The organism is Pseudomonas sp. LS-2 (assembly GCF_003605735.1).
Taxonomy (GTDB): domain Bacteria; phylum Pseudomonadota; class Gammaproteobacteria; order Pseudomonadales; family Pseudomonadaceae; genus Aquipseudomonas.
Genome location: NZ_QXTJ01000010.1, coordinates 57,624 through 77,830, shown reverse-complemented (window position 1 = coordinate 77,830; position 20,207 = coordinate 57,624). Strand labels below are relative to the sequence as shown.

At 54.8% G+C, this 20,207-nt stretch carries 21 protein-coding genes and 2 pseudogenes; 2 read left to right on the top strand and 21 right to left on the bottom strand.

The genetic code is table 11. The features are described 5' to 3' along the window. Positions 1-224 precede the first annotated feature (224 nt). The 12 genes from D3M70_RS06970 to D3M70_RS06915 all read right to left on the bottom strand — a co-directional run bounded on the left by D3M70_RS06970 (position 225) and on the right by D3M70_RS06915 (position 12,370). On the bottom strand, positions 225-1,769 hold the full coding sequence (locus tag D3M70_RS06970) for an ABC transporter substrate-binding protein (RefSeq protein ID WP_120125107.1): 1,545 nt from the start codon (positions 1,767-1,769) through the stop codon (positions 225-227). 24 nt (positions 1,770-1,793) lie between these two features. Then, positions 1,794-2,594, bottom strand: coding sequence for an urease accessory protein UreF (locus D3M70_RS06965; RefSeq protein ID WP_218568206.1), 801 nt, complete (start codon positions 2,592-2,594; stop codon positions 1,794-1,796). Continuing rightward, positions 2,500-2,775 carry a hypothetical protein gene (locus D3M70_RS34065; RefSeq protein WP_375232932.1) on the bottom strand — a complete coding sequence of 92 codons (276 nt, stop codon included), beginning with the start codon at positions 2,773-2,775 and terminating at the stop codon, positions 2,500-2,502. Before D3M70_RS34065 ends, D3M70_RS06965 begins: the two co-directional genes overlap by 95 nt. Before the next feature lie 246 nt (positions 2,776-3,021). Beyond that, positions 3,022-3,729: an urease accessory protein UreD gene (locus tag D3M70_RS34060; protein ID WP_375232931.1), complete on the bottom strand. Its 708-nt coding sequence runs from the start codon at positions 3,727-3,729 to the stop codon at positions 3,022-3,024. 107 nt (positions 3,730-3,836) lie between these two features. Next, entirely contained in the window at positions 3,837-4,448 is a 612-nt protein-coding gene (gene ureG, locus D3M70_RS06950; RefSeq protein WP_120125103.1) for an urease accessory protein UreG, read from the bottom strand. 13 nt (positions 4,449-4,461) lie between these two features. Beyond that, positions 4,462-6,177 carry an urease subunit alpha gene (ureC, locus tag D3M70_RS06945; RefSeq protein WP_120125102.1) on the bottom strand — a complete coding sequence of 572 codons (1,716 nt, stop codon included), beginning with the start codon at positions 6,175-6,177 and terminating at the stop codon, positions 4,462-4,464. Positions 6,178-6,180: 3 nt separating this feature from the next. Then, positions 6,181-6,870 (bottom strand): urease subunit beta, encoded by a 690-nt coding sequence (locus D3M70_RS06940; protein WP_120125101.1) that lies wholly within the window; start codon positions 6,868-6,870, stop codon positions 6,181-6,183. Between the two features lie 93 nt (positions 6,871-6,963). After that, a complete protein-coding gene (locus D3M70_RS06935) occupies positions 6,964-7,671 on the bottom strand; it encodes an ABC transporter ATP-binding protein (RefSeq protein WP_120125100.1) in 708 nt (235 codons plus the stop codon). Next, complete coding sequence (locus D3M70_RS06930) at positions 7,668-9,461, bottom strand: ATP-binding cassette domain-containing protein (RefSeq protein WP_120125099.1); 1,794 nt, start codon at positions 9,459-9,461, stop codon at positions 7,668-7,670. The genes D3M70_RS06935 and D3M70_RS06930 overlap by 4 nt, the downstream gene beginning before the upstream one ends. Further along, complete coding sequence (locus tag D3M70_RS06925; RefSeq protein WP_120125098.1) at positions 9,454-10,290, bottom strand: branched-chain amino acid ABC transporter permease; 837 nt, start codon at positions 10,288-10,290, stop codon at positions 9,454-9,456. Before D3M70_RS06925 ends, D3M70_RS06930 begins: the two co-directional genes overlap by 8 nt. A gap of 14 nt (positions 10,291-10,304) precedes the next feature. Beyond that, positions 10,305-11,459 (bottom strand): substrate-binding protein, encoded by a 1,155-nt coding sequence (locus tag D3M70_RS06920; RefSeq protein WP_057380858.1) that lies wholly within the window; start codon positions 11,457-11,459, stop codon positions 10,305-10,307. Continuing rightward, positions 11,456-12,370, bottom strand: coding sequence for a nitrilase family protein (locus D3M70_RS06915; RefSeq protein ID WP_120125097.1), 915 nt, complete (start codon positions 12,368-12,370; stop codon positions 11,456-11,458). Before D3M70_RS06915 ends, D3M70_RS06920 begins: the two co-directional genes overlap by 4 nt. A 477-nt stretch (positions 12,371-12,847) precedes the next feature. Here D3M70_RS06915 and D3M70_RS06910 point away from each other — a divergent pair. Further along, positions 12,848-13,083 (top strand): annotated as a pseudogene (locus tag D3M70_RS06910) ((S)-ureidoglycine aminohydrolase); the annotation flags it as partial. 446 nt (positions 13,084-13,529) lie between these two features. Here D3M70_RS06910 and D3M70_RS34055 read toward each other — a convergent pair. Continuing rightward, positions 13,530-13,925, bottom strand: coding sequence for an inovirus-type Gp2 protein (locus D3M70_RS34055; protein ID WP_368044933.1), 396 nt, complete (start codon positions 13,923-13,925; stop codon positions 13,530-13,532). A gap of 142 nt (positions 13,926-14,067) precedes the next feature. After that, complete coding sequence (locus D3M70_RS06900; RefSeq protein ID WP_375232930.1) at positions 14,068-14,505, bottom strand: IS30 family transposase; 438 nt, start codon at positions 14,503-14,505, stop codon at positions 14,068-14,070. A gap of 53 nt (positions 14,506-14,558) precedes the next feature. Between D3M70_RS06900 and D3M70_RS06895 the strand changes: the two are divergent. Further along, positions 14,559-15,215: pseudogene (locus D3M70_RS06895) on the top strand (IS30-like element ISPsp7 family transposase); the annotation flags it as partial. Positions 15,216-15,248: 33 nt separating this feature from the next. On the opposite strand, the gene D3M70_RS06890 reads toward D3M70_RS06895, so the two are convergent. The 7 genes from D3M70_RS06890 to D3M70_RS06860 form a co-directional block, all read right to left on the bottom strand. After that, positions 15,249-15,602, bottom strand: coding sequence for a hypothetical protein (locus D3M70_RS06890; RefSeq protein ID WP_120125095.1), 354 nt, complete (start codon positions 15,600-15,602; stop codon positions 15,249-15,251). A gap of 66 nt (positions 15,603-15,668) precedes the next feature. Then, positions 15,669-15,857 (bottom strand): hypothetical protein, encoded by a 189-nt coding sequence (locus D3M70_RS32265; protein ID WP_120125094.1) that lies wholly within the window; start codon positions 15,855-15,857, stop codon positions 15,669-15,671. Further along, on the bottom strand, positions 15,854-16,246 hold the full coding sequence (locus D3M70_RS06880; RefSeq protein WP_120125093.1) for a hypothetical protein: 393 nt from the start codon (positions 16,244-16,246) through the stop codon (positions 15,854-15,856). The genes D3M70_RS32265 and D3M70_RS06880 overlap by 4 nt, the downstream gene beginning before the upstream one ends. A gap of 13 nt (positions 16,247-16,259) precedes the next feature. Continuing rightward, entirely contained in the window at positions 16,260-17,741 is a 1,482-nt protein-coding gene (locus tag D3M70_RS06875) for an ATP-binding protein (protein WP_120125092.1), read from the bottom strand. Between the two features lie 209 nt (positions 17,742-17,950). Then, the gene (locus D3M70_RS31675) at positions 17,951-18,328 is read right to left on the bottom strand and encodes a hypothetical protein (RefSeq protein WP_133306444.1); all 378 of its coding nucleotides are present in this window, start codon (positions 18,326-18,328) and stop codon (positions 17,951-17,953) included. 615 nt (positions 18,329-18,943) lie between these two features. Beyond that, positions 18,944-19,558, bottom strand: coding sequence for a hypothetical protein (locus tag D3M70_RS06865; protein ID WP_133306443.1), 615 nt, complete (start codon positions 19,556-19,558; stop codon positions 18,944-18,946). An 86-nt stretch (positions 19,559-19,644) separates the two neighbouring features. Next, complete coding sequence (locus D3M70_RS06860) at positions 19,645-20,187, bottom strand: dual specificity protein phosphatase family protein (protein WP_165869752.1); 543 nt, start codon at positions 20,185-20,187, stop codon at positions 19,645-19,647. Positions 20,188-20,207 lie beyond the last annotated feature (20 nt).

The window sequence follows — 20,207 nt, the reverse complement described above, 5'->3', positions numbered from 1 at the left end:
AAAACTCCATGGCAATGCGGCATGATGCTCCGGCTTCAATTCAATAACCGTGTTGCACTCAGCTTCTGCAACCGCCCTTATTTAAGAGCTATGGTGCCGCTGCACCTCTATGCATATGCAAGGTGCAGCTTGATCCGCTTGCCTGCAAACTGCTTAAAGCCCTCTTCGCGCGCCATGTTCCAGCAGCTCGCTTGCCGACTCATGTTTGACCAGGAACGATTCGGTCATTCGAGCCTAACTTTTCGGAAGTCTTGCCAACACTGGTTTACGACGGTGAGCCCCTTCACCCTGGGCGAAAACGCGATCATACCTCGACGGGACGTGAACAGGGGAAGAATCGGGAGTGATTCCATGACCCTTGCATCAGCTGCCCTGTATAGCGCGGCTCTTTCCGACGAGTCAATCGTAGCACGAGCGAGATCTAAGAATCCGTCGAGATGAGGGTCATTGTTATACCCAGCGTTGAAACCTCGGGGAGACTGATTTGCCCCATGTAGGATCTGTGATAGCCATAGATCGCACGACATCCCCCAGCTCATTTCACTGAATGCAATGCCAGACGGCGCCCCCTCACGCCACTGGTTGCAGTAAGCTACCCAATCCGGATGCAGCGTTACATTTAAGCGAATACCAACCTTGGCTAGATCGAGCGCGAGCCGCTGATAAATGGCCCCTGGATCGAGCTGCGCAGACCCCGCTTGCGCCGCAATGACATCCAAAACCAAGCCATCGTTTGCCCCTGCCTCGGCCAAGAGCTCCCTTGCCCGCTCGGGATTGTAGACATAGCGATTTGCTGCATGCGGGTCATGAGCAGGGGAGCCTGGAGATAGCGCACTATGCGCCGGAACAGTCGCCCCCGGAAATAACTCAGCGCATAATGACTCTCTATCAATAGCGTACGCAATTGCCTGCCGAACGCGCAAATCTGCGATAAGCGGATCGCGCAAGTTAAATACCAGATACCAGAGATATGGTGGGTTAAATGAGGGCACGGTGAACCCTAGCGCCGCCAGTTCCTCAAGGTCAGCGCCCTCTAAGCTATAGGCGACATCCACCTTCCCCTCAACCAATGCCCGGACGCGAGCCTTGCGGTCAGGAAAAGGTAGGAACCGGATCCCTTCTATCTGTGGCGGGCCGGCCCAGTAGTCATCGTTCCGCCGCAGCTCGACCGCAGACCCTCCATCCGTCTCAAAACGAGAATGAAACCGGAACGCACCGGTACCAGGAGCTTTGTCGGCACAACCATCAGGACCGAGTTTGCGAATGGCCGCCGGACTAATCAGCGACTGAGCACCGGGTGCGTCTTCTTGGGTCATGTAACGCAGAAATTCAGGAAACGGCTCGGAAAACTTGAACTCTACGGTCATCGAGTCTAAAGCGCGAACTTTTTCAATGAGGCCAACGCCCATGCGATTGAAGTCCGCAACAACCGGAGAGAAAAAGGGCGAGGTTGCGCAACACATTCTCTCGTAGTTGATAACTACAGCCTCCGCGTCGAGTGGACACCCATCATGAAAACGAACCCCTTCTCTGATTCGAAAAGTATAACGACGGGCGTCTGGTGACGTTATGCAATGGGTCGCTAGTCGCGGAACGAGGCTGGTGGGCGCGCCGTCCGAAGCGGGTAACTCTCCGAAGTCATCTTCAAACAGGCTTTCATGTGTTTGGTGAACCACGCGGCCTGTATTCCAACCCCCGAATGATCGGGGCGGATCGACCTCGTCCACAGCCCAGTCAAGCGCAACGCGCAAAATCTTGTCTTCATTCATATGGGTGCGTCCTAATTAGCATTGTCAAGTTGCAAATAGCCGACCGTGCTCACGAGCGTGGCGCATAGCTGCTATGTCTAGCCCCACAGCGGCGCCACCTTCCATCTCATCCGGGCGAGTTACAAGCGCGATCTCTGCCGCTGCGATAATTTGCGTGGAAAGAGCTACCATCATTCCTTGGGCCGCCGTGGCCGAAAGCACATCCAGGCGAACGGCTGCCGAAAGAATCATCGTAGCCACACCTCTCAGCTCAGCTAGCACAGCATTCTCACGGCTAACCCCCATTGCCGCCGCCAGGGCTCCTGATATGACCGCTAGATGACCCGGCGTAACCTTGCCCGCCACCGCGGTAGCGTATTCCGCCAACATCGGGTCTGCATGAAGTGACGGTGCTAACACCGCTAGGCGACTTCCACAGCGACGTGAGGCCACCTGTGCTGGAGCCGTAAATTTCAGTAGGTCAAGCCGCGCATCTACTGCTTTCAGCTCCTCTAAGTTCCGATCCACAAATGCCGTATGAGCCAACGCGGTCCCCGCACCGTCTGCGCGGGCGCTGCCATGAATCAAGGCCGAGACGATCATTTCACGGAGCGCGTCTGGCGTGGTCACGCGCCCATCCCGAAGCATTCGCTCAAGGCCGAACGCATGGGCGTGCCTGCCTATAGGCAGCGCGGAGTCGGCAAGCTGCATAAGGGACAACAATGGGCCAGCGCGCACGGCTAGGTCGCCTTCAAGCATCGTCAGAATTAGCGACGGGGTGATGGTGCTCGTGTGCACTTCCCACACCATTTGGAGGTCTTTCAGCCGCAAAAGGTCTTTCTTCAAAGCGTATCTTTAGCTCACGCAACCCGAGGGCCTGGACCGATCTCCCAACAAGATCAGGCGTATCGGTCACCGGTACAAGGATCTCATTACCGTGTAGCTCCGCGGGACTGTGACGGTTCCCGAGAGCGTGGCCAATCCGGAACACCGCCTCAGGGCCCAGCTCGTCGAGCGAGATTACCATCACCAGTTCGGGGCGGCGGGAGACGACCAATATACACATCCCATCATCATGCAAAACTGCGCCGTCAAACATCCAGCTCACACGGGGCAGCTCGATGCCTAGATCTTCGCCCCCCTCGCTGCAAGTGCGTAACCGGCGGCGACCCGCATCGGCCGATGCAATCCATACACGGTCCGTCTGACGACCGGAAAACTTTTGGTCGTTGACGTGGCCCAGAATACTATTCACTAAAAGCATTATCCCTCTTCATTTTCTTAGTAGTGGAGCGGGACGGCCGCGCATGTGGCGACGGGCGACATCCCAAGCCACCTGCGTCGCCATCCGAAGATTTGGCGCATCGTCAGCTAGAAAACGTCCCACCGCACCATAGCCTGAGGCTAACGCAGCTGCACCACCATACACACCCGGTAAGGACGCCAACCGTCGACTGATAAGAGTCGCCAATTCCTCATGGTCGCCCTGTTGGGACAACGCGAATATGGTCCCAACAAAACCACTCGACGCTAACGCCCCCTCTAAGGCCGGACTCGCCTCCCCAGGACGGAAACTCGAAGCGTCAACAAGCACAGGGCGTGCGCTAAAACTGACTTGAAGGCGCGTCGAGAAGCTTCGATAAAGGTGCTCCTCGCCTCTCGCCACCCGGCCAGCCGCGAAACTCTCCATGAAAATGGCCTCGGCTCCGTGGGCCAGTGCAATACATGTGTGCTGCCGGTGTTCCGCTTGCGCATGCGGGATTATCATATCCGGGATGTACTCGAAGAAGGCTCCTTCGCTCAGCTCGATCATCGTCGTCTGTACTGATAGCGCTTCACCTTGCAGACGTGTAGCGGACGGTGTTGAGAGACAAAGTTCAGCGCTAGCCTCAAGGTGTACGGCAATATGCAGGCGATCACCGCCAAACACTGATCCTGCCGCGTTTTGCACATATATTAGCGCACCAGATTCTGACTCCATGGGCAAAACGGCGGTAGTCGTCAACGGGTAGCGCTGTTGTCGTGCAGCAAGTCGCGTTCGACCATGTCGATCACGAGCAAAGCGCAACGACAGCACTCCGTTGCCCATCAAGGTTTCCGCCCAAACAGCGCGCTATGGACAATTTGTTCAAAAACGAGCTGCACACCCTCGCCATTTCGCAGATCGGTAAATACTGAAGCGCGATCGGGACGTGCTGCGGCTACGTCCGCTCTGAAACGCGTCATATCGACATCGACATGAGGTGCTAAATCGATCTTATTGACGACTAGCAGGTCTGCCCTTAACAGGCCTAACCCATTCTTCCGAGGAATGTCGTCTCCGCCGGCAACATCAATGACGAAAGCCCACCAGTCCACGAGCTCGCTAGAAAATGTAGCGGCTAGATTATCTCCCCCGCTTTCGATGAGAATCACGTCAGGCTGAAAGCGCTGCTCCAGCCAAGCTGCTGCCTCAAGATTTACCGAAGGGTCCTCGCGGATAGCAGTATGCGGGCAGGCCCCGCTTTCAACCCCAAGAACCCGCTCAGGATCGATGAGGCCGGAGCGCTGAACACGTTCTGCGTCCTCGTGAGTAACCAGATCATTAGTGATCACGGCGACAGAGATACCTCGCGCGGCGAACAAGGGGAGCAATCGCTCGACCAGGCGCGTCTTGCCACTGCCTACCGGCCCTCCGAAACCTAAACGCACTGCAGTCAAAGGTTTGCACTCCTTATTTCAACATATATGATTGGCCGAGAGAGACCTGCGATGTGGGAGGGCTGTCGATGGCCTGTCCATCGATGTAAACCCGAAAGTTCTCAGGGTCGACGTCGATTTTAGGTAACACATCATTCAGCACCATATCGCGTTTAGTGAGACGGCGCGTGTCGGCCACTGGACGCAAGGTAGCTTTCAAATCGAGTCGCTGGGCCACCCCGGCTGCGATGGCAGATGGAGAGACAAAACGCACGCCGAGTGACTGCGGAGCGCGACCAAAGTACCCCCACATCGGGCGATAACGCACTGGTTCGCAGGTCATAAGAGAAGCGTTAGCCTCGCCCAAGGGAGCCCAGACAGGGAAGCCAGATTTCAGTACTAGTTCCGGTTTGATGCCAAAGCTGTCCGGCTTCCAAAAAATAAGGTCTGCGAGCTTTCCAGGCTCAATCGAGCCCACTTCATCTGCGATGCCGAACATAAGAGCAGGATTGATAGTATATTTGGCGATATAGCGACGAATTCGGAAATTGTCCGCATCGCTGCCACTATCCTCGGGCAAAGCGCCCCGTAACTCACGCATGGTGTCAGCAAGCTGCCAACAGCGAGCGATGGTTTCACCGATGCGCCCCATCCCCTGGCTGTCGGAACCGATCGCGCTGATCGCTCCCATGTCGTGCAAAACGTCTTCGGCGCCAATGGTTTCTTTTCGAATACGACTTTCCGCAAACGCCACGTCCTCAGGCAAACGTGGATTGAGATGATGGCTCGTCATCGCCATGTCGAAATGTTCATCAAAGGTGTTGATGGTGAATGGATTCGTAGGGTTCGTAGATGAGGGCAGTACATTCGATATGCCGCACATGCGAATAATGTCTGGCGCGTGCCCACCCCCGGCGCCCTCGACGTGATAGGCGTGAATGCACCGTCCGGCCATGGCGCGCAGAGTGTGCTCTACAAATCCTGACTCGTTTAGAGTGTCTGCGTGCAAGTGGATCTGCCCACCGCCGATCTCCGCGGCCTTCAAGGCGGCATCGATGATGGCCGGAGTCGCCCCCCAATCCTCGTGGATTTTCAAACCCGCTGCGCCTGCAGCAAGCTGTTCGAGCAGAGGCTCGACGGCATGCGAGGCCGCCTTTGCAATGAAACCGAAGTTTATCGGAAAGGCCTCAGCTGCTTGAAGCATTAGCCCCAGGTTAGTTGTGCCTGTCGACGCAATGGGAACCGTAGTGGGTCCGAGCCCTCCTCCCATCAGCGTGGTGATCCCCGCCGAAAGAGCTTCATCCACCTGTCCCGGATCTATAAAATGCACGTGGCAGTCGATTCCGCCCGCCGTAACGATATGTCCTTCCGCGGCCCGGATATCCGTGTTCACGCCCACCGTGAGCCCTGGCGTTACGCCATCCATAAGATTGGGGTCGCCAGCCTTGCCGATTCCTACGATCCGGCCATTCTTAATGCCGATGTCGGCCTTGATAATGCCCGCAACGGCATCAATGATCAGAGCGTTGGTTATGATCAGGTCCAAAATGCCGTCGGCAGCGGTCAGCACACCGTCACAACCGGTGCCCCCTCGTACCGTCTTGCCCGCGCCAAAGACTAACTCATCGCCCCCTACACAGAAATCGCGCTCCACCTTCGCCCAGAGGCCAGTGTCGCCTAGCCGTACGCAGTCTCCTTCCGTAGGACCGTACAGTGATACATATCTAGAGCGTTCAATAGACTGAGCCATACCCTACTCCTGTAAAAAACTTTCCAAACGGATCATCGCGGCAGAGCGCACGGTTGGGTCATCCAAGGCCCCGTTCACCAGGCCTGCCAGACCATATACAACTCGGGCTCCCCCAATAGCCACCAAGTCAACCAGGCGGGTGTCTCCCGGCTCGAAGCGCACCGTGGTTGCAGCTGGGACGTCGAGCCGGAACCCGTAGGCGGCGGCACGATCGAAGCGCAGGGCTGGATTGACCTCGAAGAAGTGATAGTGCGATCCAAGCTGAATGGGCCGGTCCGCGGTGCTTTGGACACGCAAGGTCACCGTTGGCCGATCCGTATTGATTATCACCGGCTGCTCACCCAGGCGCCAGCGGGGCCTGTGAGGCGCGCCAGGGACAGTGGATTTGCCTGGGCCGATGGGGTCGTGTATGCAAACCAGCTTTTGACCGTCCGGGAAGAAACCCTCGACCATGACAGCATCGAGGCGCTCTGATACCCCTTCCATCACGTCGTCTTCAGTCAACAGCCCGGACGCGATCGAAACCATCTCGGTAACAGTACCTCCTCCGCGCGCACCTTCGCAGACGGTATCCGCAATAATCGCGCGTGCCTCGGGCTCGCTGAGTAAAAGGCCGCGCGCCTGGCGCGATCGCGCCAGTTCAGCAGCCTGGCGCAAAAGAAGTCGATCCACCTCACGGGGCAGTAAACGCATCATTCTCTTCCTGTCTTGGTCGGCCTGCTTGCGCCTTTAACACCGTAGTGGCCGTTTTGAAACCATAACCACATGGTCCGTCTCGAATGCCGGTCAAACGGCCAGGTGATTCGAGAGAGTTTGGGTCGAGGCAACATCATCAACGTTCCCTTGTTCTACAATCTCGCCGAGCTTGAGCACCATAAAGCGGTTAGCGACCGATAGCGCAAAGTCGAGGTTCTGCTCCACAAGCAAGACCGCAATGCCCAGCTCATCCCGTGCTCGGATAAGGACCTCGCCCATGCGGTCGACCATCGCAGGCTGCAACCCTTCACTGACTTCGTCAATAAGCATCAACTTTGGCTGGGCGATTAGGCCACGCGACATCAACAGCATCTTTTGCTCGCCCCCAGACAACGTTCCGGCCCGCTGTTTTAGGCGCTCGAGCATTCGGGGGAAAAGGGTTTCGAGAGAAGGCAGGCGCTCGTGGAAAAGCCGGTTCGAAGCTACGCCCAGCCGGAGATTCTCTTCGACCGTCAGATCGGGAAAGAGCGTGTGCTCTTGGGGGGTATGAGCCACACCGGAGCGTGCCATCATGTGCGGTCGGATGTTCGTAACATCATCCCCGTCCAGCGAGACAGTACCGCTGAACGGACTTACGAAGCCCATGATTGTTTTCAGCAGGGTGGACTTACCCATACCGTTCTTTCCTAGCAAAACGACTATCTCGCCCTTGGAAACGCCCAGTGAAATGTTTCGCAGTACAGCAGCTGTGCCGTAACCACTGGTAAGCCCCTGGACGCTCAGAAGCTCTTGGTTCATGCTACCGCCTCCTTTTGTAGGCCTGTATAGGCAGCTTTAACCAAGTCCGACGCCACTACCTCTTCAACAGTCCCTTCCATCAAGATCGCACCTTGATGCAAAACGACCACTCGATTGCAGATAGCACGCACGAAGTCGAGATCATGCTCTATAAGCATAATGCACAAGCCGAATTCCCGCGTCAGGCGCGTGAGCACCGCGCCGATGGCCATGCGTTCAGGCCGGGTCAAGCCTGCAGTGGGCTCGTCAAGTAGGAGTACTGAAGGCTCAGTTGCCAGCACCATCGCCAGTTCCAGTCCCCGCTTCATTCCGTGCGATAAGTTGCGCGTCTCCTCCGCTAGCATCTTATCGAGGCCCGTGGTCTTCAGAATGTCTAGCGCTGGATGGGGAAGCGAAACGGTTTCGCGCCTGTCGAACAACTTTGCACCATCGATTCGATAACGAGCCAACTGGAGGCATTCACCGACGGTTAGAGTGTCGAATAGATTTGTATTCTGGAAACTGCGTCCCACCCCAAGTCCAACGATATCTTGGGGCGAGCCCCGCGCTATTTCGACGTTGTTGACTCGAACAGCACCGCCGGTGCGCTCGTTGCCATCACTAATGCAACGCATCAATGTCGTCTTACCAGCCCCGTTGGGTCCAATAATTCCTAGCAGCTCAGTGCCGTGCGCATCCAAGTTCACATCACGCAGGACCTGTAAGCTCCCATAACGACGAGATACTTGACTGAGGCATAGGGGCGGCGCATCTCCGAAAGATGCATGCAGCATCCGGCCCGCGGGTGCCGGGCTAAGCCTGATCGCGTGAATTTTCTGGACACGCTTGGGCCTCAGCTTACGCCATAATGCGCCTATCAACGGCGCCAGCCCTCGGGGCAGGAGCACAATGACCAAAACAAAAGCGACGCCTGTCAAAAGCTTCCAGACAAAAGGCATAGCGCCGGATAGCCATGAGGAGATTGTATCGATCCCGATCGCCGCAAAGACCGGCCCCAGTAACGTGGCCCTTCCGCCGAGTGCGGTCCAAATAAGTAGCTCCGTGCCCAGCTGAAATCCTGCCATTTCGGGAGCAACAACATTGGAGAAAGCCGCATAGCCGAAGCCCGCTACAGACGCCACCATCCCGGCGAATACCATCAACATAGTCTTGATGCGAGAGACGGGGATGCCCAGATAGGCGCTACGCTCTTCGTTCTCACGTATGGCTATGAGGACCCTACCAAAATCGCTACGCACCAAAAGCCAGCCGGCCGTAGTCGTGAGCACCAAAAAGCCCCCTGCAATCCAGAACCAAACTTTCAAGTCCCAGTAATATGTAGGGAATCCTGAAAGCCCGCTCGATGATCCCGTAAAGCTGCCTCCTGAATATATTATCTGGGTCAGCACAATGGGCAATGCTAGCGTTATTATGGAAGAATACAGAGGCGACGAACCATGAAAGAAAGCCAGCCATCCAACAGCAGCAGCAACGATTGCAGCCGTGCCAAGCGCAACAGCGAGCGCGGCAAGTGCCCATCCAGGGCCGAAACCGTAATGGGTAAAGATCAGCCCGCAGGCATAAGCTCCAATGCCGAAAAAGGCCGACTGACCGAATGTTAGAACACCCGTATAACCCCAAAGTATGTCGACAGTCATCACCACTGCCGCCACAAACAATGTACGGATCAAAATATTTGTCAGATAGACATCGAGGAAGAGCGGCGCTACAGCGATGATGGCCAAGCCTGAAAGGCACCCAATCAGTGCAGCACGATGTGTGTAAGACATAGAAAGGCGATTATCAGGCACGGCTAAACCCCTTCGGCTTTAAACGCAGAATCAGTGCGGCAAGAACAACGATAGTCATGCCGCCGAGAATGGGACTGATGTAGGTGCTGACAAGGACCTGCGATCCACCAAGTAGCAGCGAAGCGACCAACAAGCTCGGAAACGAAACGCCCGAAATCATCACTAACATAAAGCTGTTCACCAACCAAGGCAGCCCCATGTTTGGATCCACCGAGAGCAATGGGGTGATTAACGCTCCGGCTGCGCACGCTAGTCCTGCACCCAAGCCGAAAGTTATGGATCGAACATTCGCACTATCTATACCTAAGCCCCTAGCCAGCGGTTCATTGGCAATGACCGCACGTGCATTCAATCCGAAGCGGGTGAAACTCAACAAAGCACTAAGCGCAACTGCCAACACTATGGCAACAGCTAGCATGGCCAGCCGATATCCAGAGTATTCATTTCCAAAAACATCTATCGTACCTAGAATCGGTGAGGGCGCGAACTGCACGCCCCGCCCGAAAGTCAATGCAAATACTTGCCCGATGACAATGCCTAGCCCCCATGTGGCCAATATCGCGTCCAAGGGCCGATGATAGAGCGGTCTGATAATGGTTCGTTCAATCACCAGCCCCGCCAAGAATCCCAAGACGGCCGCCGCCGGGACAGCAAGCCATGGGTTGAGGCCAGCAGCGCCGACAAGATAAGCTATGTATCCGCCAGTGGTCAAAAATGCTCCATGAGCAAAATTGATGAGTTTCATTACACCGAGGATGATCATGAGGCCCGTCGAAACCACGAACAAAATTGCGGCGGTCGTCAAAATGTCAAACGCTAAAGCCTCCACGTTGTGGTCTCCCGTTACTTGTTAGCGAATTGCGGACACTGTTCGCCCGGGTCAACTTTTGGGATCGATTTGACGAGCTGAACTGAACCATCAGCAGCGACGCGGCCCAAATACATATTGAGCGACGCATGACGTTGCTTATTCATGATGACGGAGCCGCGGGGCCCTTCCACTGTCACTTCCCCTAGCGCTTGTATAACAGCAGCAGAATCAGTCGAACCGGCCTTTTCGACAGCCGCCGCGTACGCATATATGGCTTCGTACTGCGGCACCGACAACTCGTTCGGCGTCTCGGTGCTGCTTCCAAACTTCTTCTCGATCGCCTCAAGGAAGGCTTTATTCGCTTCAGTCTCTAGGCTTGAGAGGTAAGATGCGACAATGTATATCCCCTCGGCGTTATCCCCCATGCTTTTGGCTGTGCCTTCATCGAGGGCGTAGTTACCATAGGGGATCGAGATACCTGCAGCGCGCAGCTGCCTGGTGAGCGTCACGTTTGGCGCGCCGCCGGCCGTTGACGTAATCAAGGCGTCCGGATTGGCCGAACGTAGTTGAGAAATGATTGCGGTCCAATCTGATCCATCCATCGGCAAGTACGCCTCGCCCACCACACTGCCTCCCTTACTCTCGACGTACTCTCGAGTGTACTGCAGCATGCCGCGACCAAAGGCATAATCGCTGCCGATCAGGAAAAACTTCTTGGCCTCGTTCTCGCCCATAAAATGGTCGACAACCGGGGCGACCTGCTGCTCTGGCACCCAGGCATTGATGTACATCCAAGGAGAGCATGAGCGCCCTTCGTAAAATGATGTATAGATGAGGGGGACCCTGCCGCGATTGACGATTGGTAAGCCAGCATTTCTGGCAGCCGTAGTTTCCATTGCTACGATGCCGTCAACTTTCCGTTGAAAAACGAGACTGTCATAGGCGCGCTGAGCGCCTTGGGCTCCTGATCCATCATCAGCAATTTCAAGCCGCAGCTGACGCCCCAAGATTCCCCCTTGAGTATTTATCTCCTCGACAGCTAACTCCGAGGCTTGGACGACCGAAGGTGCAACGACGCTATTAGCGCCGCTTAGACCTACTGGTATACCTATTTTTATAGGGTCGGCTGCATATGCTGAAGCTCCCACCGATAGACCGATACCAATTAAAAGTGCACGTATCTTCATTGCTCTGCCTCTAACTTTGTCAGGTTAATCTGGATATCTGCGCCTAAATTCTCGCCGTATACATCTGTTCGTCTATCTGTTAGCGGGTGATTGACACTGCTCCAGCTGCGTTCGCGCCTAGGGTCCATATCCACCTCCCCGATGAGGATCTTTTCTTCACTTTCAGAGCACGGCCCGGCTACAGGCCAGCCTGAACGATTGATGATTACACTATTCCCTAAGAATCGTTGCCCACGCTCGATGCCCACCCTGTCAGCGCATGCAATGACTATCGAATTACTGTGAGCCGCGGCCATATGAAGAATGTTTGCCATTATTGGGTGGCCTGCCGGTTGCTCTGGCATGGGCACCCAGTTGGTTGGCACACATACTATCTCTGCACCTTGGCAAGCCGACAGACGAAACATCTCGGGGAACCAACCGTCATAACAAATAACGACACTGATCCGGCCCACTAGAGTATCGAACACGGGTAGACCACGGTCGCCCGGCTCGAAATAGAGCTTTTCATCTGCCCATAAGTGAAGCTTGCGGTAAACCCCTAGCACTCCTGAAGGGTCGATGATAACTGCGCTGTTATAGAGACAATTTCCGTCGCGCTCTACTAGCCCGGCGACGATTGTCACTTCTAGCCGGCGAGCTGCTTCGACCCACGCATTAGTAGTAGGCCCTTCAGGCACACGCTCGGATAATGTAAGAGTTTCTTTCCGCGACTGAAATATATAGCCGGTGCTGCATAACTCTGGCAAAACTATCAAGCGAGCGCCGTAGCCGGCAGCCTGCTCAATCAGGTCGATGCTGCGTGTGACGTTGTGCTCGACCTCGCCAAACTTTGGTTCAAACTGGATGCAAGCAATTTTTAGCTTTTGTGGGCTCTGGTCGGGACCAGAGTGACTAAGGGTACTAAGCATCAGATCAGCTCCTCCGACCGGTCGCGCGCCGAAATAGCGCACTACAAAACCAGAACACAACCGCTACCGCTTCATAAGGAATAATTGAATTTCCGGGATGATCACTGAATATTTCGCCAACCGGTATATCAAACGAATCAAAACGATAGCTGCGCGTTCCTGACACAAGCAACGGGCGTGCCACCTTGGAAAGCGAATGAAACATTCTTGATTTTGGGGCCTTTACGACCGAAAGTACGCGAAACGATAGGCTGTTTCGATTGCGTCTTCCTAGGCGGCCGCGCCGATTTAGGTGAAGCGACGCACTGCAGTGGCACATTGATCGCCAAGGTTGCGTTCAAAAGATGCACGGCGTACGACCTCTACCGCATCTTGCGCGAGGAGCTGGGTTAACGGCAGCGCCGTCGCCAGTTTCCTTTCCTAGAGCATTCAAAGGTATTCACCCCACCGGGCAGAAAGTTGACGATGTTTACATGCATGTTCCCCTTTGCCGAAACCCATGTAATGGAGCACGGCCTGTGCGTGTTGGAAGGCAAGGCGGTGTGCCTGCTGAACAAGGATTGGGTCGAGTTGAAGGCCGGCGACTAGGCGACTATATGTGGCTGCGCGCCCTCTGTGCGCAAGCTTGCTATGCTGGTGGTCCAGGCCCGTTCCGCTATCTGCTGTACAAGGATGTGAACCGGCATATGAAACTGCCGAGCTACGGCCGCTGACAGGAACAAGCTTATTGATGATGGGCCAATCTCTAATAAAACTTCGCTGTTGCCGCTATAATGTTTGCTGCCTTCGGCGCCTTGAGCAGCGTCGCCGGACCGAGTACTTCATGATCAACAGTGAGCGCTCTCGCCGTTACATGGTTCGGTCAAGCCCGTGCCTCTATGAGAGGATGCCGGAACGCTCGTTAGCATCTTGCGAGCCGGGGCGACAGTGACTAGGGATCTAGCGTTGTTCTGTGACGAACTTTTGCCTGATGCGTGAGGGCTTCCGGGACAGCCCGCCGGAGAGTCGCCCAGCAGCGAGCGGCGAGCGGTCTCTGATAATTGCTTACGCCGGCGACGGGCCCTAGTCCAAACACCCCAGCTTCCTGGGCGGCCCTGCTGTTGCTTTTCTCGGTGTCGGCAACTGCTCCGCGGCCTGCCACTCAGGTATAATGGGAACGTCACGCACGACTCGCCCCAAAACAGTGTAGCCCGTCTCCAAACACCTTTGTTGCGACCTTACATATATAGCTCGTTCGATAAAGAAAGTCTGCCCGAGCAGCCGGGTCGTCACGATGTATTTCATACACGGGGTTTTCGGATATATGTGCTCGCCCGGATGCAGATGCCACCGGAAGCACAAGGGCGCTTGCCCACGCCTCCTGAACGCGGTTGTAGTTGTTGTTTCTTCCGAGCTCGAACATGCCCAACGAGGAGTATGCATCCTTATTTAGCATGATCGCGAGGTGGTAATGCGGCCTTCCCCGCTCCCCTATCTCGCGACACCATACATAGTGAACTCCGCTTTGATGCGCCGTTCCGCAAACCTTCTGCGCCATGGCACGGTTATGCCGTATTTTCGCTTAGAAAGATGCGATGAAGCGGCCTAGTACAGCGTTAGTAAAAGCATCATGGGGTAGCACGCCGTTCAACGGAAGAATGCAGGTCCACTCTAAAAGCAAATATGCAAGGCGGTTACAGGAGCTGAGTGCAACACGGTTATTGAATTGAAGCTGGAGCATCATGCCGCATAGCCATAGCTTCCTGCATCACCTCGTCCATAACCTCGATCGGACACTTGAAGTCGAAGCGCTTACGGGGGCGCATGTTCAGTTGCAGTGCGATGGCATCCAGTTCCTCCTGGCTATGCACCGACAAGTCCGTGCCCTTGGGCAGGTACTGGCGGATCAGGCCATTGATGTTTTCGTTACTGCCGCGCTGCCAAGGGCTGTGCGGGTCGCAGAAGTAAATCGCCACCCCGGTCTGCTGGGTGATTTCAGCATGCCGCGCCATTTCTCGGCCCTGGTCGTAGGTCATGCTCTTGCGCATCGCCAGCGGCATGCCATTGAGCGCTGCACTGAAGCCTTCCATCGCCGAGGTCGCCGTCGCGTCGTTCATCTTCACCAGCATCAGGTAGCCACTGGTGCGCTCCACCAGCGTACCTACAGACGAGGCGTTGGCCTTGCCCTTGATCAGGTCGCCTTCCCAATGCCCTGCCAGTGGGTGAGCTGCGTAAGGAGCTGATCATCTGTCTGCGCCAAGGCAAGACGACGCGCCGGCCGCGCTCTGGTGGCGTGGATCGGCGCGGCCAGATCCCCGAGATGGTCAGTATTCATGTGCGCCCGCCGGAGATTGAAGACAGGCTGATGCCGGGGCATTGGGAAGGCGACCTCATCAAGGGTAAGGCCAACGCCTCGTCCGTCGGTACGCTGGTGGAACGCACCAGTGGCTACCTGATGTTGGTGAAGATGAACGACGCGACGGCGACTTCGGCACTGGAAGGCTTCAGCGCCGCGCTCAATAGCATGCCGCTGGAGATGCGCAAGAGCATGACTTACGACCAGGGCCGAGAAATGGCGCGGCATGCTGAAATCACCCAAAGAACCGGCGTGGCGATCTACTTCTGCGACCCGCACAGCCCCTGGCAGCGCGGCAGCAACGAAAACATCAACGGCCTGATTCGCCAGTACTTGCCCAAGGGCACAGACCTGTCGGTACATAGCCAGGAGAAGCTGGACGCCATTGCGCTGCAACTGAACATGCGACCGCGCAAGCGCTTCGACTTCAAATGCCCCATCGAGGTGATGGGAGAGGTCATGCAAAACTCCATGGCAATGCGGCATGATGCTCCGGCTTCAATTCAATAACCGTGTTGCACTCAGCTCCTGCAACCGCCGTTCTTAACATTGTTCAATAACACCTACTACGGCTCCGTTCAAAGCACCCTGCTGATAGATGTGTTTTTTCTCAAATTCTATTGCACGTTCACGCATCGTGAATGGACCAAAAGCTTCATCCTTGATAATGACAGTCCAATCGCAATTCCAGGTTCGAGTCCAAGATGCAATACGAGACTTATCCGCAACCAGCCCCCTCAACACAGCAAATGCCATACGCAGTGGCCAGCGCCGCGGGACCACATGGGAGACCCGGTTTTTGGCATATTCCCTAACATCCAAGCCCTCGAGGCTCAATTCGTCCGCGAATCCAGCTACGACACCATTTTTAATCACGATCCGGCGTTTGTGAGACATACCCGTACCCCCACGAGCAAAGGCGCCAGAAATCGGCGCCCCTACATTCAGAATAACGACTAATGCTTAGTAAATGACGGTTTCGACCGTTGCCGCGGAAGTGGCGAAATCGTACTCAGGTTTGGTTTCCACACCATTCACCTCGGTGCCGTCCGGCCGAATTCGCTTTTCGAGATCTTCACAAGTCCTACCCTGGAACCCTTGGAAGTCTGCTGATACCTTTCCGCCCTTGATACTTACGACAACGCGCTTCACCACACCACCTCCTCTGCAATCACCTCAAGAGTTCCATCACCTTGGGAGACAATGGATACATTGTAGTTTTCGGCCTTCAGTTGTTTGGCGTAATGATGAGCCAGATAGCGATCAGCTATCTTTCCACTAACGTCTCTTGTCCAGACGCCTGAGGAGCCATAATCCTCGACGAACATGTTGTAGACACCATTCTCAAGATTAAAACCAAGCCGGTTCTCAGTATTACGGGCATCTATCAAAACTAACTCATACCGCTCTGAGGTCAGGCCAAAGCCGATTCGGTAGAGCTTCTCATTTTGGTACACGTTACCTAGGCCAGACAGTGCTTGTTTCAGTAGTTCCAGATCGGTGTATGCGACTGCAACTCTGGCTCGAACGATGTGGCTCATATGGGATTCCTATTCAGTCAACGGCAAGCTGTCGACCCGAGCGGGCAAGCTCAGCGACGTCCTGGGTATTTGCGCGATAAAAACCTTGCTCTCCGAGACGCCGAATCTCGTCGATATCAGCTTTTCTGGTCTTGCTTGCTGGGCTGATGTCGCCCAATGCAGTCACCAGGATTTCTTGGGATACCGCGACGTCCTGCGATAGAGCCAAATAGCGTGCATCAACAACCGCCTGCTCAATTTCGGCACCGGTATAGCCCTCACTGGCGACGAGAAGATCATCCATCTGCACAGTCGATCGTTCCACGCCAGCTTTACTTAGGTGGATTTCGAAGATTGCTTTTCTTTCGTCTTTGCTGGGAAGATCAATGAAGAAGCTGCGATCCCAGCGCCCGGCACGCATTAGTTCGGGCGGTAGGGCACCTACTCGGTTCGCTGAGGCGACTAGGAAAACTTTGTTTTTCCTTTCTTGCAGCCAGTAAAGAAAAGCCCCAAGCAGCCGGCGCGAAACCTCGTTATCCCCCTCCCCTTGTGCGAAAGCCTTGTCCAACTCGTCCATCAGCACTGTGACTGGGGCAATTTGGTCGATTGTCTGAAGAGCCCTTCTGAATTTAGCTTCGGTTTCGCCCTGATATTTCGAGTAAAACTGATTCATATCGAGTCGAACGAGTGTAGTCCCAAATACGAAGGCAGCTGCCTTAGCCATAAGGGTCTTGCCGCCACCTGGCACACCGGCGAGGAGAACACCCTTAAGTGGCAAATCCTGATCCCAACCTACTTTTCGAACGCTCAGGAATTTTTTCAGAGGTTCCAAGCCGCCGACCGTGGAGATATCAATCGGCTCAAGAACATCAAGCCCTACATCTCTGAGGATGTGCCCCTTCTCACGTCGCACCTCGGACAGATAATCAAGCCCCTTATGCTTTCGATAAGCAGAAAGGATGAACACATTTCGCATCTGCGTATGGCTGAGACCCATCGCGTGATTGGCGATGACAATTCGCTCTGCAGCTGTGAAAACTGCCGGCTCAGGCTCATCCCGGCCAATGGAACGCTCAACGTCGCGCTCAGCGCTCTTGAGCACCTCCACGATTTCGCTTTGGTCCATTGCTGGTAGCTCAATGTGGTATACGAATTCCTCGGCGAGCGAATCACGACCTGCGATCACATACGTGATTCCGTGCTGCTCCAGGGCAACCAAGGAAGCTTTGAGACTTGGGAGAGTCTCTGCATTCAAGCGTTGACGATCGAAGAAATAGGGATCGTAAATGACGGTACCCCGAACACCCTCTTTGCTTTCGCCTGCTACTTTCGCGATGAAGCCGGGATCTGGAACCTGCTTGAATGGCATCGCCATAAATCTTTTTTTCAAGTCGTTAGCGACTGATTCGATGACCTGCGCCGACCTGGCCAGCTCGAATGTCTCGATCGCGACGACCGGAAATGCCAGCTTAAGAGGAGTGGAAATACGATCAGTCTTTCCTTCGATGCTAGACATGCAAGCCCTTCAAAAATGCCAGTGGAATTGCATTCAGTGTTTCACGAGGGACTTCAGTTTCTAACGGAATTGGCACCTCCTGCAGGGGCCAATCACGGATACAGCGAAGGGAGACTCCCTGCTCGGGTTGGTTTGGGCAGTTGAAACTCTGGTCGCAGCTGGTGCTGAAGGAAGGGACTGGGAGCGTTGAAACACTGGGCTATCGTTGCTCAATCTAGGAACAGCTTTCTACCACCGCTTTCGGTCGAGCCATTACCTTTCGCGGCTGAATCACGAGTGAGACAATGTTCGTCCGAAGGTACCTGAAGTGGATTCAAGATTTCAGGAGGAGACACCGGTGAGACGTCAGCATTGCGATTTGCAGGCCGCGATGACCTCACCGCACTCTCTGAGTTGAGATACTTCCACCCAACAACGGCGATGCCCCCCATGACCGCTACCAGCTTCAGCAAGCTTGCGAAAGCGTCATTGGAAGCACGGTCTGGGTTAATGTCCCTTGCCATTGCAGAATCTGGCCACAAAATCAGGCTGGACATCACAACCGAGCCCAAGACTGTTGCATAGGTGTGAAAAGCATTTTTGCGCATGCGAAGCTGAACCTATTTTGATAAGTCGATCGTCGCGGCATATCACCAGCGAAGAAGTGCACTAGTCCAGGTGGAGCTTCCGTCCACCTCCTGAGGGAGGTGTTAAATCCAAAGCTTTTTCTGGGGCGACTGCACGTTGCTCCATTGGCGGAAGTTGACGCGCGTCACTGAGTTCTAGCGTTGGGATTTCCTGCGGTGCCTCAAGGTGCTGGGCAGGCGGAATATAAGATTCCCGACTGCCATTCCCCCAGTTGAAGATATAGAGAACCCCCCTCATGGCAATTGCCAAGCCTAGGACAGGGCCGCACCACTTCATTACGTCCTCTAAATTGGAAAACACCATTTCGAAAGGACTTTCGAAGGCAGCGGGATCGGAAGAGGCGAACGCCGAAGCGGAGAGCAGCGTGAGTGGTACGACAGCCATTTTGAATACCACTTGAGGACAAAGGAACCTTTGAACCATCGAATCACCTCCCGAAATTTGACCACCATTTTTTACTGATGATTTCCTGAGGGGACTCGAATCTGCACCGTGCAGTGGGACCAATGAAGGCATTGTCGCTATTGCCTGGGGAGGAAAGGCGATCTAAGGCATTTCCCCCCAGCGCCAGTCCATTAGCAGATCGATGCCGCCTTCGGTGCGTCTAGATCCCCTATGACCTCTTTGAGTCTTTGCTTCGAGGCGGCGATGAGGGCTTTCGCCTCGGCGATAAGAGAGGGGCTATGTTGGAACCAATAACCCATTACGGACGCTTTACCCAGAGGATTAGACGATGCTTCACGGCCACGGATGAGGGCTTCTACATCCCAGGTGAGGCTGTAGCTACCATAGGTATGCTTTTCTACATCAATCCAGAACGAAGCAGCTTCAATCCTGAACATCAGTTTCAAAATCTGAAGGACCAATGCGCCAAGGGGGTCACTTTCGCCCGCTGCTTCCAGCTTCTTCATTAACGGGCCAAATTTTCTCAGTTGTGTAATCCGCACCCGGTTGCCCCACCCGATTGAACTTGGGAATCGAGACACCAGCTTAGGCAGTTCAATCTTGTAAAACCCGGCCCCATCATGCCCGAACCAAGTCTGGATCTTTGAGGCGCAGTCAGCACAAACCGAGTTTGCGGCATAACGCTTCTCCTCGCTGGTTTCGGCCTTATTGCCCGTTCTGAAGGAGTGATAGCCCTTGTGGCCGCAGACGTGAAGCGCTGCGGCCTGGTAGTGGTGCTTGACCATGATTCGTCCTCTACTGGAGATACCCTCATCATCCAGAGAATCGAAAAAGAGCAAGCCCCACCCCAAAAAGATTCTTTTCGTGGGCTTCAGCGGGTGCCCTGGTCGTCGCTATCGATATGTGCTTTTTGTAGACCCAAATTAGTCAGTGCCCACTTAAACCATCCAGTTTGAGAGTCTCCTTCGCGCTGGGGCTGGGTGTTCTCGCGCAATGCTGCTCTGAGAATGGGATCCCCCCGCAAAAGACGTAGAACAGTTTGATTGGCGTGGGGCGTATCTTGCAAAAGCTTGTAATTACTAGTTTCTGCAATAAATCGCGCGACTGCCGCACTACGAGATCTGCCTGCCTCGCAGTTAACGACAATGTCCTTTCCTGATGAAGTCAGACCGACGATCAGGCGCTTCAACTCGTCCGCCTGTGCCATCGAAAAGTAATCCTGGAAGGCGATCTTGAATCGAGTGCCAAACATTTCTATTCGCGCCTCATCATATTCCCCATCAAGGAAAAACATGCGCGAAACGCTGGTCCACCGTGCGTCAATCACCAGCGCCTGGTCATCCTCTCCGTCAGAGATTGAAATCAAATGAGATGGCGAAATTGGAAAATGTGTCTCAACGTCTCTACGACTCATGAATCGAACATTTGGCATCA

Coding starts and splice junctions, on each gene's coding strand:
- D3M70_RS06920 (WP_057380858.1), bottom strand. CDS start 11,459: ATGAAGATACGTGCACTTTTAATTGGTATCGGTCTATCGGTGGGAGCT.
- D3M70_RS34060 (WP_375232931.1), bottom strand. CDS start 3,729: ATGGAGTCAGAATCTGGTGCGCTAATATATGTGCAAAACGCGGCAGGA.
- D3M70_RS06860 (WP_165869752.1), bottom strand. CDS start 20,187: ATGAGTCGTAGAGACGTTGAGACACATTTTCCAATTTCGCCATCTCAT.
- D3M70_RS06880 (WP_120125093.1), bottom strand. CDS start 16,246: ATGAGCCACATCGTTCGAGCCAGAGTTGCAGTCGCATACACCGATCTG.
- D3M70_RS31675 (WP_133306444.1), bottom strand. CDS start 18,328: ATGCGCAAAAATGCTTTTCACACCTATGCAACAGTCTTGGGCTCGGTT.
- D3M70_RS06890 (WP_120125095.1), bottom strand. CDS start 15,602: ATGTCTCACAAACGCCGGATCGTGATTAAAAATGGTGTCGTAGCTGGA.
- D3M70_RS06940 (WP_120125101.1), bottom strand. CDS start 6,870: ATGCGTTTACTGCCCCGTGAGGTGGATCGACTTCTTTTGCGCCAGGCT.
- D3M70_RS06935 (WP_120125100.1), bottom strand. CDS start 7,671: ATGAACCAAGAGCTTCTGAGCGTCCAGGGGCTTACCAGTGGTTACGGC.
- D3M70_RS06865 (WP_133306443.1), bottom strand. CDS start 19,558: ATGGTCAAGCACCACTACCAGGCCGCAGCGCTTCACGTCTGCGGCCAC.
- D3M70_RS06915 (WP_120125097.1), bottom strand. CDS start 12,370: ATGCTTAGTACCCTTAGTCACTCTGGTCCCGACCAGAGCCCACAAAAG.
- D3M70_RS06875 (WP_120125092.1), bottom strand. CDS start 17,741: ATGTCTAGCATCGAAGGAAAGACTGATCGTATTTCCACTCCTCTTAAG.
- D3M70_RS34065 (WP_375232932.1), bottom strand. CDS start 2,775: ATGGTAATCTCGCTCGACGAGCTGGGCCCTGAGGCGGTGTTCCGGATT.
- ureC (WP_120125102.1), bottom strand. CDS start 6,177: ATGGCTCAGTCTATTGAACGCTCTAGATATGTATCACTGTACGGTCCT.
- D3M70_RS06970 (WP_120125107.1), bottom strand. CDS start 1,769: ATGAATGAAGACAAGATTTTGCGCGTTGCGCTTGACTGGGCTGTGGAC.